Genomic DNA, 13,706 nt, shown 5'->3' with positions numbered 1-13,706 from the left:
ACCGGCGCGGTCAGAGTGGCGTCTCCGGTGGCCGCAGGGAGAAGCCCGCCTCGCCGGTGGGTTCCTCGGTCAGGGTCTCGGGGAGGCCGTCCAGGGTCCGGCACAGGTGTGCCGCCATGCTCCACGTCAACTCCCGGTCAGGGGTGGAGACTTCGGGGGTGGGTGTGGGCGGCGGGTCGGTGGGCCAGTAGCGGGGCAGGGTCAGGCGGCCGCCGTCTTCGAGGAAGCCCCTGGCGACGGCGGCCACGACGACGCGGACGCGGCGTCCGTGGGGCGGCGGGACGATTTCGGTGAACACGGTGACGCGGACGAGGCCGTTGCCGTCGTCCATGGGCCAGGGAAGTGTCCACTCCAGGGTGCCGGGGACGGGGACGGCGGCTGGGGTTCCCTCCTTCCGGTGCTGGACGGGTCTTGCGGTCAACACCTCAAGTACGGGGCGGAGTTGACGGGTGAGGTAGTCGTGCCATGCCTCGACGGCCATGCGGGTCCCCCCTTCTCAGGCCACCTGCCCCGCATGCGGTGCCGTATACGCGCTGTCCGGCGGGTGAGATCGTCGTACCCGGGGCTTGCGCGTATGCCCCGGGCGTGTGTCAGGCTCGGCCGGACCCTTCTGGAGAGGCGGACGTCATGCGTATCGGACTGCTCGGCACCGGACCCTGGGCCCGGCTCGCCCACGCTCCCACCCTCGCGGCGCACCCCTCCCTCGACTTCGTCGGGGTCTGGGGGCGGCGGGCCGACGCGGCGAAGACGCTGGCCGAGGAGTACGGGGTGCGGGCGTACGACGACGTCGACGCGCTCCTCTCCGACGTGGACGCCGTGGCCGTCGCCCTGCCGCCCGATGTCCAGGCCGAGTTGGCGACGCGGGCCGCCCGTGCGGGGCGGCATCTGCTGCTCGACAAGCCGCTCGCACTGTCCTCCGCCGAGGGGCGGGGGCTGGTGGAGGCGGCCCGGGAGAGCGGGGTCGCGTCGGTGGTGTTCTTCACCGCCCGGTTCGATTCCATGGTGTCCGGCTGGATCCAAGAACAGGCCGCGCTGGACGGGTGGTTCACCGCTCGGGCCGAGTGGCTGGGCGCGGTGTTCACGTCCGCCGGGAGTGCGTTCGCGGAGTCGCCGTGGCGGCGGGAGCGGGGAGCGCTGTGGGATGTGGGGCCGCACGCGTTGTCGGTTCTGCTGCCGGTGCTGGGTGATGTGAGCGCGGTACAGGCGGCCGGGCACGGGCCCGGGGACACGGTGCATCTCGTCCTTGAGCATGCGAGCGGGGCGTCCAGCACGGTGACGCTGAGCCTCACGGCTCCGCCGGCCGCGTCGGGGAGCACGGTGGAGCTTCGGGGGGAGGCGGGGGTCGCCGTGCTTCCCAAGGGGATGGGTGATGCGGTGGCGGCGTTGACCAACGCGGCCGACGCGTTGCTGGAGGCCGCGGCCTCCGGACGGCCGCACGCCTGTGACGCGGGGTTCGCCCTGCGGGTGACCGAGGTTCTGGAGGCGGCGGAGGGGGTGTTGGGGGCGGGGGTCTAGTTGCCCGGCGGGGGCGGGTCCGCTGTGGCAGGACACCGCCCTCCCACAGGAGACCCGGCCCAGCCCCGCCCCCTCACAACCGCGCCGCTGCCCTCAGCCGAACATCCCCGGCCGGTAGTCGCCCGCCGGCTGGCGGACGATCACGTTGGCCCGGTTGTAGGCGTTGATCAGCGCGATCAGGGAGACGAGGGCGGCAAGCTGCTCCTCGTCGTAGTGCTTGGCCGCGTTGTCCCAGGTCTCGTCGGAGACGCCGCCATGGGCGTCGGCGATGCGGGTGCCCTCCTCGGTGAGGGCGAGGGCGGCGCGCTCGGCGTCGGTGAAGACCGTGGCCTCGCGCCAGGCCGCGATCAGGTGGAGCCGGGTGGCGTCCTCACCGGCGGCGGTGGCGTCCTTGGTGTGCATGTCGGTGCAGAAACCGCAGCCGTTGATCTGGCTGGCGCGGATCTTGACGAGTTCCTGGGTGGCCGCGGGGAGGGGGGAGTCGGAGACGGCCTTGCCCGCGGAGTTGACGTGCCGCAGGACCTTGCCGAAGAGGGGGCTGCCGAAGAGGTTGAGGCGGGCTTCCATGGCGTTCTCCTGTGCCGTTGCCGTTGGGTACACCCCTTAGACAGCGCACGGCACGGAAGTGTGACAGCCCTGGATGTGACCCGCGTCACCTACTCCTCGAAGGGTTCGCCTACTCCTCGAAGGGTTCGTCGCTCCAGCGGAACCAGGCCCGCTCCCCCTCGATGTGCAGCAGGAACTCGGGAACGGGGCCCTCGGGGGACGCGAGGGAGACGCGGCGCGTGATCTCGTCGTAGACCGCCTCCCACTCCTGCGTCCACCCCTCGTTCAGCAGCGCCAGCTCGCGCGTGAACAGGGGCTCGACGGCCGCGTACGCCGGGCCGGGCGTGAAGCGGCCGGAGAGCCAGGGGAAGTCGCCGTCGTCGATCGCGATCGTCCCGACCTCCTCCGCGCCGCACGCCACCCGCCACACCTCACCGTCGAACCCCATGGGCCCCGCTCCTCTCAGTCAGCCGGTCTCACCCCAGCTTGTCACCCGCCACCGACAACGCCCGGGTACTCGAAGTGCACGCGCTCGCGCGCCACGGGATACCCGGCCTTCGCGAAGTGCGCGGCCATGGGGAAGTTCCCCTGGTCGGTCGCCGCGGCGATGAACTCCGCACCCTGTTCGACGAGGTAGTGCGTGCACTCGGCGAGGAGGTCGTACGCGTACCCGTGGCCGCGCTGTTCCGGCACCACGCCGATGAAGCCGACGCAGGGCCCGCTCGGGTTGTGGGCCGGGATGTGGATGCCGGCGAGTTCCCCGGCGGGCGTGCGGGCGACCTGCCACCACGCGCGCGGGGACGGGCACCAGCGGAAGAAGTCGATCTCCTCCTGCGCGGCCTGGTCGAGGCCGCCCTCCTCGATCGCCTTGCGCGCGTGCGCGTCGAGGGTGACGGAGTGGATGCGACGCAGGGCGTCGAAGAAGACGGCGTCGTCGGGCTCGGGCGCGAACTCCAGCCGGCCGGGCCGGTCCGGGAGCCCGCACTCGGGGGTCCAGCGGTAGACGTACCGCTCGACGAGGAGGTGCTGTCCGGCACGGCGTGCCGCCTCGAAGCGGGCCTCGGCGGCGTCCTTCAGGACGGGGTCGTCGCGCCAGCCGCCGGGCAGGTTCAGCTCCAGGCCGACCTTCCAGGGGGCGGAGCGCAGCAGGGCCGCGCCGGCGTCCTCCTCGCCGTCGGCGACGTCGAAGCGTTCGACGGTCAGGGGCTCGGCGTCGTCGGGGCCGCCCCACCAGGAGGCGCGGGCCACGACGCGGCCGTCGCGCAGGGCGACGCGCTTCCAGCCGGGGCGGTCGGCGGCCGCGCGCAGGATCTCGCCGGCGCGCAGGGGGTCGGGCAGGGTGTCGAAAAGGTGTGCGTCGCTCTCGTCGAGCACGCGGATGACCGGGGCGGTCACGGAATCCTCCAGGTAGCGGAACTCTTGTTCAGCGCTCCCGGGCAGGTCAGACGCGGCACGCGACGGCGGCGGGGAGGGAGCGCGGGGTCTTCTGGGACTGCATGGCACTCGCCTCCTTCCGTTCGTCTCGGGCGTGCGGTCAGACCATATGACAGCGACCGCGTCGATGTCCAAGAGTTTTCCGGCGCCCGGCGCGGGCACGCGCACATGCGGGCCGCGCGATGAGTGGTGATAGTGGATGCGACGACCGCACAACGAGGAGTCCTGGCCATGACGAACCCCTCCGAGGACCGTGCCACCCCCGACGCCCTGCTGCACACGCGCACCGGAACCGAGGTGACCCCCGAGGACCTTGTCCTCGCGGCCGGCCGCGACATCACGCCGGCCACCCTGGAGTGGGCACGGCGCAAGCTGGCCGAGGAAGGCCCGGCGGCCATCGAGAAACTGCTGCCGTAGGGCCGACGCGGGGACGTTCCCGCCGCGCCGGACGGCACCGGCCTCCCCTGCCACCGGGCCGCGTCGGCAAAGCCCCGCTGCCGGACGGCACCGCGCCCTCCACCGTCGATCCTGTGCCGACAAGCCCGCACCACCACGCCGGCCCCGACAAACCCCGCCGGCACCGACGAGCTCCCGTCGGCACACCGGCACCGGGAAACCCGCGCCGACGCCGCGCCCCGGACCGGCCCCGCGCCGCCTGCCCGTCAGGCGCGACCCGAGCGGCCCCGCCCGTCAGAGCCGTGCCCGGCGGCCGTCGCCGTGAGGCCCACGCGCCCTTCCCCCGAGCCCGCCCCGCTGTCACACTCCCCCCGTGCCCGATGTCGACATGCTCGTGCTCGGATCCGGTCCCGGTGGCCAGAAGGCCGCCATCGCCGCGGCCAAACTCGGCCGCGAAGTCGCCGTCGTCGACCGTGCGGACATGGTCGGCGGGGTCTCGCTGCACACCGGCACGATCCCGTCCAAGACGCTGCGGGAGGCGGTGCTGTATCTGACCGGGCTCACCCAGCGGGATCTGTACGGGCAGAGCTACCGGCTCAAGGAGAACATCACCGTCGCCGACCTGACCGCGCGCACCCAGCATGTCGTCAGCCGTGAAGTCGAGGTGATCCGCAGCCAGTTGGCCCGCAACCGGGTCCCCCTGTTCGCCGGCACCGGACGCTTCCTCGACCCGCACACGGTCGCCCTGCGCGACGTCACCGGGCACGAGCGGGTGCTGACGGCCGAGTACGTCGTCATCGCGACCGGCACCCGGCCCGCGCGCCCGCCGAGCGTGGAGTTCGACGGGCGGACGATCCTGGACTCGGACAATGTGCTCACCATCGAGCGGGTCCCGCGTTCGATGGTGATCGTGGGCGCCGGGGTGATCGGGATGGAGTACGCCAGCATGTTCGCGGCGCTCGGCAGCAAGGTGACCGTCGTCGAACGGCGTCCGGCGATGCTGGACATGTGCGACGTCGAGATCGTCGAAGCGCTCAAGTACCACCTGCGGGACCTGGCCGTGACGTTCCGGTTCGGGGAGACGGTCGCGGCGGTCGAGCAGCACGGGCACACCGCGCTGACGGTGCTGGAGAGCGGCAAGAAGATCCCGGCGGACGCGGTGATGTACTCGGCGGGCAGACAGGGCCTGACCGATGAACTGGCCCTGGAACAGGCGGGGTTGACGGCGGACGCGCGGGGCCGGATCGCGGTGGACGAGCACTACCGTACGCAGGTCCCGCACATCTACGCGGTCGGTGACGTGATCGGGTACCCGGCGCTCGCGGCGACGTCGATGGAGCAGGGCCGGGCGGCGGCCTATCACGCGTTCGGGGAGCCCGTGGGGCGGACGCACGACCTCCAGCCGATCGGCATCTACACGATCCCGGAGATCAGTTTCGTCGGCCGCACGGAGGACCGACTCACCGAGGAGCGCGTGCCGTTCGAGGTGGGGGTGGCCCGGTACCGGGAGCTGGCGCGGGGTCAGATCATCGGGGACGCGCACGGCATGCTGAAGCTGCTGGTGTCGCCGGACGACCGGCGCCTCCTCGGGGTGCACTGCTTCGGGAGCGGGGCGACGGAGCTGATCCACATCGGCCAGTCGGTGATGGGGTGCGGAGGCACGGTCGACTACCTGGTCGACGCGGTGTTCAACTACCCGACGCTGGCGGAGTCCTACAAGGTCGCGGCGCTGGACGCGACGAACCGGCTGCGCAGCCTGGACCGGCTCGGCGACTGAACCGCCCCGTCCCGTACGGGAGTTCGGGACGTACGCGCGTCGAGAGGTTACCGGACGGTCAATCTTGAAAGGTAAATCGTTCCGACTATCATCACTCGCACACTCGGTGTGACCGGCCATCGACGGAGCGATGGCACGCCCCGTTCCGCATGCCGGTTTCCGTTCGACAGTCACGTTTCCGCTCGACTCCTTCCGCCACCGTCCAGGGCCACCCCCGTGGACGTCCGGCGGTGCCACCCCCCACTCCCCCCACGCGCCGCCGGGCAGTTCCCGCCGCGCGGTGTGCACGACGGAAAGCAGCGCACCATGAGCGACAACAGTGGTCGAGGGCTCCAGGCGAACGTCCTCGGCACGTTCGACACGGCGGTGATGGCGATCGCGGGTACCGCCCCCGCGTACTCGATCGCCGCGACGACGGCCGTCCTGGTGGGCGCGGTGGGCCTGGCGAGCCCCGCGGCCCTGCTGTACTGCGCGCTGCCGATGCTGGGCATCGCGCTCGCGTTCAGCCACCTCAACCGGATCGACGTCAACGCGGGCGCCGCGTACTCGTGGGTGGGGCGCACGCTCCACCCGTTCCTGGGGTTCCTCAGCGGCTGGGCGCTGGTGGTCTCGACGACGCTGTTCATGGTCGCCGGGTCCCTGCCGGCCGGTTCGCTGACCCTCGCGCTCCTCGACGACGGGCTCGCGGACAGCACGGCCTGGTCGACGGCGGTCGGCGCGGGCTGGTTCCTGCTCATGCTGGGCGTCGTCCTCGGCGGGGCGCGGCTCACCGTGCGGGCGCAACTGGTCATGTCCGGCGTCGAGTTGGCGATCCTCGTGCTGTTCGCCGTGCTGGCGTTCCGGCATGTGGGGAGCGCGCGGGCCTTCGACTGGTCCTGGTTCTCCCCCGGGCAGTTCGACGGGGTCGCCGGGTTCGCGTCGGGGGCGCTGGTCGCCGCGTTCTGCTACTGGGGCTGGGACGTCACCAGCAACCTCAGCGAGGAGACCCGCGACAGCCGCCGTACGACCGGGCTCGCGGGGCTGATCGGGCTCGGCGTCGTCTTCCTGCTGTTCGAGGTCTACACGGTCACCGTGAACGTGGTGCTGACCGAGGACCAGGTCGAGCGGAACGCGGCGAACGTGCTCGGCGCGCTGGGGCAGGCCGTGTGGCCCGGGTGGGGCGGGAAACTGTTGGTGGTGGCGGTGATGCTGTCCACGATCGCGACGCTGGAGACCACCCTCATCCAGGTCACGCGCACGCTGTTCTCGATGGGCCGCGACGGGACGATGCCGGCCGCGCTCGGCCGCGTCCACCGGCGCTGGAACACGCCCTGGGTCGCCGTCGCCGCCGTCGGCGCGGTCGCGCTCACGCTGCTCGTCGCCGCCAACGCGCTCGGCTCGGTCGGGGAGATCCTGGCTGACGCGATCTCCGCGATCGGCCTCCAGATCGCCCTGTACTACGGTCTCACCGGCCTCGCCGCCGTCGTCGCCTACCGCCGTCTGCTGCTGTCCTCGCCGGTGACCTTCCTCCTCGGCGGCGTCTGGCCGCTGTGCGGCGCGCTCTTCATGTTCTGGATCTTCGCGGAATCCCTCGGCGAGCTGAGCGGGGCCGCGGTGGCCATCGGTCTCGGCGGCCTCGCCCTCGGCCTCGTCCCCCTCCTCCGGTACCGCGCCAAGGGCAGCGACTACTACCACCCGCCCCGCCTCGACGCCTCCCGCACGATCACCGCGCACGCGGTACCGGGACACAGAGGCGCGTACGAGGGCGTACCGACGGACTTCTGAGCGACGCCCCTCCCCGGCGGACGAGGCTCCCGGACGGCTCTGGGAGCGGCCGGTCCGGGTCTTCCGCCCCGGCCCCTCCACCGGCCGCCCCGCAGACCCCCACCGGTAACACCCCACGACCCGCTCCCCTCCCGTCGACCCCGTACTCGCCCTCCGCCCGAGCCCGCTCCCCGCCCCCTCCCCACCGCATCGCACCGACCCGAGGCAGGCCCCCATGGCGCGCGACCGTTTCTCGCCCGACTTCGATCCCGACTGCGGTGACGAGGAGCTGACCGCGACGCGGCCGGACGTGGTGATCGGGAGATGGCACGGCCTCAGAGATCTGCTGGGGGCGACCGGCCGGGACTGGGCGGCGCGCGGGCACCGGGTGCGGCGGCTGGCGCAGGTGTGCGCGGGCGGGTCGACGGTGGAGACGTGGCTCGCGGCGGAGCCGTCCAGCGCGGACGCCCGGGTGCTGCGGGCGGCGACGGAGACGGCACGGGCGTTCAACCTGGCGATCGAGGCGGGCCGGGGCGCGCCGATCGACCCCCGGCGGGTGGACGCGGCGGTGCTGGCGTGCCGCGCGGCGAGCGAGGCGTACCCGGCGGACCCGACGCCGTGGGTGTCGCTGATCTCGGTGGCGCGGCTGTACCCAGCGGGCGTGCGCCGGCCGGAACTCGCCCGCTGGTGGGACGAGTTGCACCAGCGCGACCCGTACAGCATGGAGGGCCACCTCCAGGTCCTGCACTACTACTCGGCCCGCTGGCACGGCACCCACGGCCTGATGTACGACTTCGCCCGCGACGCCGCCGGCGTCGCCCCGCCGGGCTGCCCGCTGCCGGTGCTCGTGCAGTACGCGCGCGTGGAGGAGTACCGCTACACCCTGGACCTCACCCGCGACCGCCCCACGGCCGTCGGCATCGCCCAGCACTGGACGGACGACGGCGCCGTCAGCGACGTCCGCCGCACCTGGGACCGCTGGCTCGCCGGGCGTCCGGTCGGGCCGGCCGTCTCCCCCGCCGAGCTCAGGGACGTCAGCCATCTCGCGCACGCGGCCTGCAAGGCGGGGGAGGCGGAGATCGCCGGGGTGCTGCTGGACCTGATGGGGCGGCGGGCGACACCGGCGCCGTGGCTGTACACGGGGGACCCGGCGCGGCAGATCGTCCGGTGCCGGGCGGACCTCGCGAGAAGGTGAGGACCGGAAAAGGGGAGGAGCGAAAAGGTGAGGACACCCCGGTCCGCGTTCGCGCAGACTGCCCCCATGACCGACATCGACGCCGGCCTCGTCCGGGACCTGATCGCCGGGCAGTTCCCCGAGTGGGCCGGGCTGCCGGTGCGGCCGGTGGAGCGCCAGGGCTGGGACAACCGGACGTTCCGGCTCGGCGAGGAGCTGTCCGTGCGGCTGCCGAGCGCGGCGGGGTACGTCGCGGCGGTCGCCAAGGAGGACCGCTGGCTGCCGTTCCTGGCACGGGAGTTGACGACGCCGGTGCCCGCGCCGGTCGCCGTCGGACGCCCGGCGTCCGGGTACCCGTTCCCCTGGTCGGTGCGGCGCTGGCTGCCCGGCGAGAGCGTCGATTCCGGCGCCGTCGACCGGCTCCGACTCGCCCGGGATCTGGGCGAGTTCCTGCGCCGGCTGCGTGAAGTCCCGGCGGACGGCGGGCCGGTGGCGGGGCTGCACTCCTGGTACCGGGGGTGCCATCCGAGCGTGTACGGGGACCAGGCCGCCGAGTCGCTGGTGACGCTGGCGGACGTCGTGGACGTGGCCGCGTGCCGCCGGGTGTGGGGCGAGGCGCTGGTGTCGGTGTGGCCGTCGGCGCCGGTGTGGTTCCACGGGGACGTGTCGGCGGGCAACCTCCTCGTCGAGGACGGGAGGCTGTCGGCCGTCATCGACTTCGGGACGTGCGGGACGGGTGATCCGGCGTGCGACCTCGTCATCGCGTGGACGTACTTCGAGGGGGCCGAGCGGAAGGTGTTCCGGGAGGCCGTGGGGCTGCCGGACGAGGTGTGGCGGCGGGCGCGGGGGTGGGCGTTGTGGAAGGCGCTGGTGGTGCTGGCGGGGTTGTCGAGTCCGGACGTGGACGGGGCTCAGCGGCTGGTGCTGGAGAGGGTGCTGGCGGAGCCGGTCTGAGCGGCGGGGTCGGGCTGGGCGGCGGGGTCGGGCTGGGCGGCGGCGCTGTTCTGGGCCGGCCGCACGCTCCACTTCTCCTCGATCCGCCCCACCTTCCACACCACCAGGGCGATCGCCCACGCCGCGACAAACATCCCCGTCACCACGAACCCCAGGGTGTTGAGGTCGAGCCCCGCCACCCAGTCCCAGAACGCGCCGTGCAGGGACAGCTTCTCGGCGGCGAGGCCGAGGAGTTCGGCGGTGCCGATGAGGAGGGCGACGGCGACGGAGAGACCGGTCACCGTGAGGTTGTAGTAGACCTTGCGGACGGGCTGCGAGAACGCCCACCCGTACGCGAAGTTCATGAACGAGCCGTCGATGGTGTCGAGCAGGGACATCCCGGCCGCGAAGAGCACCGGCAGGCACAGGATCGCGTACCAGGGCAGCCCCGAGGCGGCACCGGACCCGGCGAGGACGAGCAGCGCGACCTCGGTGGCCGTGTCGAAGCCGAGGCCGAAGAGGAGGCCGAGGGGGTACATCTGCCAGGGCTTGGTGATGGCGTTCATGACCCGCCCGAGGAGCCGGTTCATGAAGCCCCGGTTGTTCAGGTGCTCCTCCAGTTCGGCCTCGTCGAACTCGCCCGTGCGCATGCGCCGGAACACCTTCCAGATCCCGGCGAGGATCACCAGGTTGAGGACGGCGATGACGTACAGGAACGTGCCCGAGACGGCCGTCCCGATCAGGCCGGTGACGTCGTGGAGGCTGGAGTCGTCGTCGCGCAGGGGCCCGGCGAGGGTCTTGACGCCGAAGGAGAGCAGGAGGGCGAGGGCGAAGACGACGCTGGAGTGGCCGAGGGAGAACCAGAACCCGACGGACAGGGGCCGCTGGCCCTCGCCCATCAGCTTGCGGGTGGTGTTGTCGATCGCGGCGATGTGGTCGGCGTCGAAGGCGTGGCGCATGCCGAGGGTGTAGGCGGTGACGCCGATGCCGATGCCGAAGGTCTTCTCGCCGATGCTGTAGTGGTGCGGGGCGACGATCGCGACGAGGGTGAACCAGCCGACGACGTGCAGGGCGACGATGAACGCGGCCATTCCGGCGAGGCGGGTCCATTCCCGCCGGGTCATCGTCATCGGGTGGTGCCTTCCGTCGCGAGCGGCGCGTGACCCGGTGGGGCCAGCATTCGCCATGCTCTCCCAGTTGCACATCATGTGCAGTAAAGCCCGCGACAGATCTTCGCCATGCCTTGGCCAAGGGGGTGACGAAGCCGACCCGCTTACAGCGCCCGCCGTCTGACCAGCACCCCCAGCACCAGCAGCCCCGGCAGCAGCGGCAGCCACACCGTCAGCAGCCGGTACCCCAGCACCGCCGACGTCGCCTCGACGGCCGGCGCGCCCGTCGCGGCCAGCGACAGCGCCAGCACCGCGTCGAGCGAGCCGATGCCGCCCGGCGTCGGCAGCAGGGCGGCGGCGCTGCTCGCGGCGAGGTAGACCAGCGCGACGTGGACCGGCGAGAGCGTGAGGCCGATCGCGCGGGTGACGGCGATCAGCACGCACGCGTGCAGCGTGGCGAACGCGAACGACCCGCCCCACAGCGCCGCCGCCCGGCACGGGCGCGCGTGGACGTCGCGGATGTCGGCGGCGACCGCCGACAGGGCCCGGCGGCAGCGCGCCCACAGCAGCAGCGCCGGAAGCGGGAGGACGACGGCGACGACGGCCAGGGCGACCGGCGCCGGGACCTCGGGCACGCGCAGCACCCCGGGGGCGAGCGGCGCGAGGACGGCGATCAGGGTGATCCTGGCGACGCAGGAGGCCGTCGCCTTCACGCCGAGGGCGGTCGCGGAGCGGGGCGCGGACAGGCCGCAACGCATCAGGAACCGCAGGTTCACCGCGCTCGCGCCGAGGCCCGCCGGGAGCAGATGGTTGGCGGCGGAGGCGGCGAACTGCGCCGCGACCAGCCGCCCGCGCGGCAGGCTCGGCGCGGCGGCGCCCTGCTGGGCCAGCGCCGCGCAGCCCCAGGTGCCGACGGTCGCGAACGCGCCGCACAGCAGCCAGCCCTGGTCCGCGACGGCGAGCCGTCCTGCGCCGTCCGACACCACCGACCAGTGCCGCCGCGCCAGCCAGCCGACGCCGAACAGGACGGCGAACGAGCCCAGCAGCGACCAGGGGACCCGGCGGCGGACGGGCGCGGTGGGAGTCGCGGCCACGGCACACGGCTCGGACGTCATGCGCGCTGCACCTCTCCCTGGCCGGCGACTGTCACTGAGGGTGCGGAAACCCTCGTCAACGTAACCCGCGGTGGGGCGATCCGGCGTCTCCGGTTCCCCCAGGCGGCGGAGGCGGGTTCACGCCAGAACGCGGCAGACGGCTCAGTCGTGCGGGAACGAGTGGTGTTCGTGGGCGATCACCCACTCGCCGTCCTCCTTGACCAGCCCGAATGTCAGCCGCAGTCGCAGTTCGGGCCGTTCGGCCAGCTCCCCCGGGGTGCCGCAGCGCACCAGCGCGTGCGCGTAGGCGACGTCCGTACCCGCCGTCACGTCGAGGGACTCGATGTCGAAGCGGGCGCCAAGGGCCTGCCAGGCGAACAGGGGCGGCCAGATGACACGGTAGGCGGCGCGTGAGCGGATGCCCTCGTAGGGCGGGGCGACGTTGAACATCGTCAGCTTCTCGGCGTGTCCGGCGAGCACTCCGTCGATGTCGCCCCGGTGCACGGACCGGGCCCAGCGGGCGATCAGCGCGCGGATGTGTGCCTCGTCGTCGTCGACGGCGGCGAAGACCTGGCTCGGGCTCACGGCGGACGCTCCCTTTTCTCTCACGTTGGCGCACCTCTTCCAACGATTCGCTCCCGCACGTCCGTTCCCTTCCGATAACGCCGGTCTGAGTAGGGTGCGTCACAGAGGCTTCTCAAGCCGTGCCAAGGCCCGGCCCAAGGAGGGCGTGAGAGAAATGCGGGGTGACCTCGGCCCTCGCGTCCCCCTTCCGTTCCCTGGCGATCCGCAACTTCCGGCTCTTCGCGGCGGGCCAGGTCGTGTCGGTGACCGGCACCTGGATGATGATCACCGCGCAGGACTGGCTGGTGCTGTCCCTGACGGACGGTTCGGGCAGCGCGCTGGGGCTGGTGACGGCGCTCCAGTTCACGCCGATGCTGCTGCTCACGCTGTACGGCGGGCGGCTCGCGGACCGGTACGACAAGCGGGTCCTGCTGCTGGGGGCGAACCTGACGGCCGGGGTACTCGCGCTGCTGCTGGCGCTGCTGACGCTCACCGGGACGGTCCGGCTCGGTCACCTCTGTTTCTTCGCGCTGTGCCTCGGGACGGTGAACGCGGTCGAGACGCCGACGCGGATCTCGTTCGTCAGCGAGCTGGTGGGCCCCGCGCTGCTGCCCAACGCCTCGGCGCTCAGCGTGAGTTACTTCAGCGTGTCGCGCGTGGTGGGCCCGGCGGCCTCGGGGGCGCTCATCGCGTGGCTGGGCACCGGGCCGGTCATGCTGGTCAACGCGGTCAGTTACGTCGCCCCGGTGGCCGGGCTGCTGCTGATGCGGCCGGGTGAGCTGCTGCGCGGCGCGCCGGGGCGCGGTCCGCACCGGGTGGTGGACGCGCTGCGGCACGTCGCGTCCCGGCGGGATCTCACGCTACCGCTGGCGCTGGTGGCGGCCGTCGGCCTGTTCGGGCTGAACTTCCAGGTCACGCTGCCGCTGATCGCCCGTACGGTGTTCGACGCCGACGCGAGGACCTTCGGGCTGCTGACGACCGCGCTGGCCGCCGGCTCGCTCCTGGCCGCGCTCGCGGGGACGGCACGCCGCGAGCGGCCGTCCGGACGGCTGGTCGCCGGGTCGGCGCTCGGGTTCGGGGTGCTGGAGACCGTCGCCGGGTGGGCTCCGACGCTGGGGCTCGCCATGGTGGCGCTGTTCCTCACCGGTCTCGCCTCCACGTACTTCGCGCAGGCCGCCAACCACCGCATCCAGCTCGGCAGCGACCCCGCCTACCGGGGCCGGGTGATGGCCCTCTACACACTGATCCTCCAAGGGACCACGCCCTTGGGCTCGTTGCTGGTCGGCGGCCTCGCCGGGGTGCTCGGCGCGCGCTCGGGCCTGTGGCTGGGCGGGCTCGCGACGACGGGGGCGGCGCTGCTGTGCCTGGCGACGGAACGCCGTACGCGTACCCGGTCCGACGACCGTCCGCCGGACTGAACC

The 13,706-nt window shown here is 72.8% G+C and carries 14 protein-coding genes; 7 read left to right on the top strand and 7 right to left on the bottom strand.

Translation table 11 applies throughout. The annotated features are described in order from the left end of the window. Positions 1-10: 10 nt before the first annotated feature. A complete protein-coding gene (locus tag IAG44_RS37335) occupies positions 11-481 on the bottom strand; it encodes a hypothetical protein (protein ID WP_187751489.1) in 471 nt (156 codons plus the stop codon). A 146-nt stretch (positions 482-627) separates the two neighbouring features. Between IAG44_RS37335 and IAG44_RS37330 the strand changes: the two genes are divergently transcribed. Then, positions 628-1,515: a Gfo/Idh/MocA family protein gene (locus tag IAG44_RS37330; RefSeq protein WP_187751488.1), complete on the top strand. Its 888-nt coding sequence runs from the start codon at positions 628-630 to the stop codon at positions 1,513-1,515. Between the two features lie 93 nt (positions 1,516-1,608). Here the strand turns inward: IAG44_RS37330 and IAG44_RS37325 are convergent, their stop codons facing one another. The 3 genes from IAG44_RS37325 to IAG44_RS37315 all read right to left on the bottom strand — a co-directional run bounded on the left by IAG44_RS37325 (position 1,609) and on the right by IAG44_RS37315 (position 3,456). Further along, the gene (locus IAG44_RS37325) at positions 1,609-2,082 is read right to left on the bottom strand and encodes a carboxymuconolactone decarboxylase family protein (RefSeq protein WP_187751487.1); all 474 of its coding nucleotides are present in this window, start codon (positions 2,080-2,082) and stop codon (positions 1,609-1,611) included. A gap of 109 nt (positions 2,083-2,191) precedes the next feature. Beyond that, entirely contained in the window at positions 2,192-2,509 is a 318-nt protein-coding gene (locus tag IAG44_RS37320; RefSeq protein ID WP_187751486.1) for a hypothetical protein, read from the bottom strand. 41 nt (positions 2,510-2,550) lie between these two features. Then, the gene (locus tag IAG44_RS37315; protein ID WP_187751485.1) at positions 2,551-3,456 is read right to left on the bottom strand and encodes a GNAT family N-acetyltransferase; all 906 of its coding nucleotides are present in this window, start codon (positions 3,454-3,456) and stop codon (positions 2,551-2,553) included. A 270-nt stretch (positions 3,457-3,726) separates the two neighbouring features. Between IAG44_RS37315 and IAG44_RS37310 the strand changes: the two genes are divergently transcribed. From IAG44_RS37310 to IAG44_RS37290, 5 genes are all read left to right on the top strand, one after another. After that, on the top strand, positions 3,727-3,912 hold the full coding sequence (locus IAG44_RS37310) for a hypothetical protein (protein WP_187751484.1): 186 nt from the start codon (positions 3,727-3,729) through the stop codon (positions 3,910-3,912). A 352-nt stretch (positions 3,913-4,264) separates the two neighbouring features. Then, positions 4,265-5,668: a Si-specific NAD(P)(+) transhydrogenase gene (gene sthA / locus IAG44_RS37305; protein ID WP_187751483.1), complete on the top strand. Its 1,404-nt coding sequence runs from the start codon at positions 4,265-4,267 to the stop codon at positions 5,666-5,668. Between the two features lie 306 nt (positions 5,669-5,974). After that, complete coding sequence (locus tag IAG44_RS37300; RefSeq protein ID WP_187751482.1) at positions 5,975-7,432, top strand: APC family permease; 1,458 nt, start codon at positions 5,975-5,977, stop codon at positions 7,430-7,432. Positions 7,433-7,646: 214 nt separating this feature from the next. Next, a complete protein-coding gene (locus tag IAG44_RS37295; RefSeq protein WP_187751481.1) occupies positions 7,647-8,606 on the top strand; it encodes a hypothetical protein in 960 nt (319 codons plus the stop codon). A gap of 66 nt (positions 8,607-8,672) precedes the next feature. Next, entirely contained in the window at positions 8,673-9,539 is an 867-nt protein-coding gene (locus tag IAG44_RS37290) for an aminoglycoside phosphotransferase family protein (protein ID WP_187751480.1), read from the top strand. On the opposite strand, the gene nicT is transcribed toward IAG44_RS37290, so the two are convergent. From nicT to IAG44_RS37275, 3 genes are all read right to left on the bottom strand, one after another. After that, positions 9,497-10,648, bottom strand: a complete 1,152-nt coding sequence (gene nicT, locus IAG44_RS37285; RefSeq protein ID WP_246562377.1) for a Nickel transporter NicT — start codon at positions 10,646-10,648, stop codon at positions 9,497-9,499. The two genes, IAG44_RS37290 and nicT, sit on opposite strands and share 43 nt — an antisense overlap. A gap of 143 nt (positions 10,649-10,791) precedes the next feature. Next, positions 10,792-11,742: a lysylphosphatidylglycerol synthase transmembrane domain-containing protein gene (locus IAG44_RS37280; RefSeq protein WP_187751479.1), complete on the bottom strand. Its 951-nt coding sequence runs from the start codon at positions 11,740-11,742 to the stop codon at positions 10,792-10,794. Between the two features lie 141 nt (positions 11,743-11,883). After that, positions 11,884-12,306 (bottom strand): YybH family protein, encoded by a 423-nt coding sequence (locus IAG44_RS37275; protein ID WP_187751478.1) that lies wholly within the window; start codon positions 12,304-12,306, stop codon positions 11,884-11,886. 161 nt (positions 12,307-12,467) lie between these two features. Here IAG44_RS37275 and IAG44_RS37270 point away from each other — a divergent pair, with 161 nt between their 5' ends. Further along, the gene (locus IAG44_RS37270) at positions 12,468-13,703 is read left to right on the top strand and encodes an MFS transporter (RefSeq protein WP_187751477.1); all 1,236 of its coding nucleotides are present in this window, start codon (positions 12,468-12,470) and stop codon (positions 13,701-13,703) included. Positions 13,704-13,706: the final 3 nt, after the last annotated feature.

Source organism: Streptomyces roseirectus (assembly GCF_014489635.1).
Taxonomy (GTDB): domain Bacteria; phylum Actinomycetota; class Actinomycetes; order Streptomycetales; family Streptomycetaceae; genus Streptomyces; species Streptomyces roseirectus.
This window is presented reverse-complemented; position numbering and strand designations above follow the sequence as displayed.

Bases quoted from the DNA above. Each gene is read 5' to 3' on its own strand.
- IAG44_RS37290 (WP_187751480.1), top strand. From the start codon at position 8,673: ATGACCGACATCGACGCCGGCCTCGTCCGGGACCTGATCGCCGGGCAG.
- IAG44_RS37325 (WP_187751487.1), bottom strand. From the start codon at position 2,082: ATGGAAGCCCGCCTCAACCTCTTCGGCAGCCCCCTCTTCGGCAAGGTC.
- nicT (WP_246562377.1), bottom strand. From the start codon at position 10,648: ATGACGATGACCCGGCGGGAATGGACCCGCCTCGCCGGAATGGCCGCG.
- IAG44_RS37335 (WP_187751489.1), bottom strand. From the start codon at position 481: ATGGCCGTCGAGGCATGGCACGACTACCTCACCCGTCAACTCCGCCCC.
- IAG44_RS37320 (WP_187751486.1), bottom strand. From the start codon at position 2,509: ATGGGGTTCGACGGTGAGGTGTGGCGGGTGGCGTGCGGCGCGGAGGAG.
- IAG44_RS37310 (WP_187751484.1), top strand. From the start codon at position 3,727: ATGACGAACCCCTCCGAGGACCGTGCCACCCCCGACGCCCTGCTGCAC.
- IAG44_RS37295 (WP_187751481.1), top strand. From the start codon at position 7,647: ATGGCGCGCGACCGTTTCTCGCCCGACTTCGATCCCGACTGCGGTGAC.
- IAG44_RS37330 (WP_187751488.1), top strand. From the start codon at position 628: ATGCGTATCGGACTGCTCGGCACCGGACCCTGGGCCCGGCTCGCCCAC.
- IAG44_RS37300 (WP_187751482.1), top strand. From the start codon at position 5,975: ATGAGCGACAACAGTGGTCGAGGGCTCCAGGCGAACGTCCTCGGCACG.
- IAG44_RS37280 (WP_187751479.1), bottom strand. From the start codon at position 11,742: ATGACGTCCGAGCCGTGTGCCGTGGCCGCGACTCCCACCGCGCCCGTC.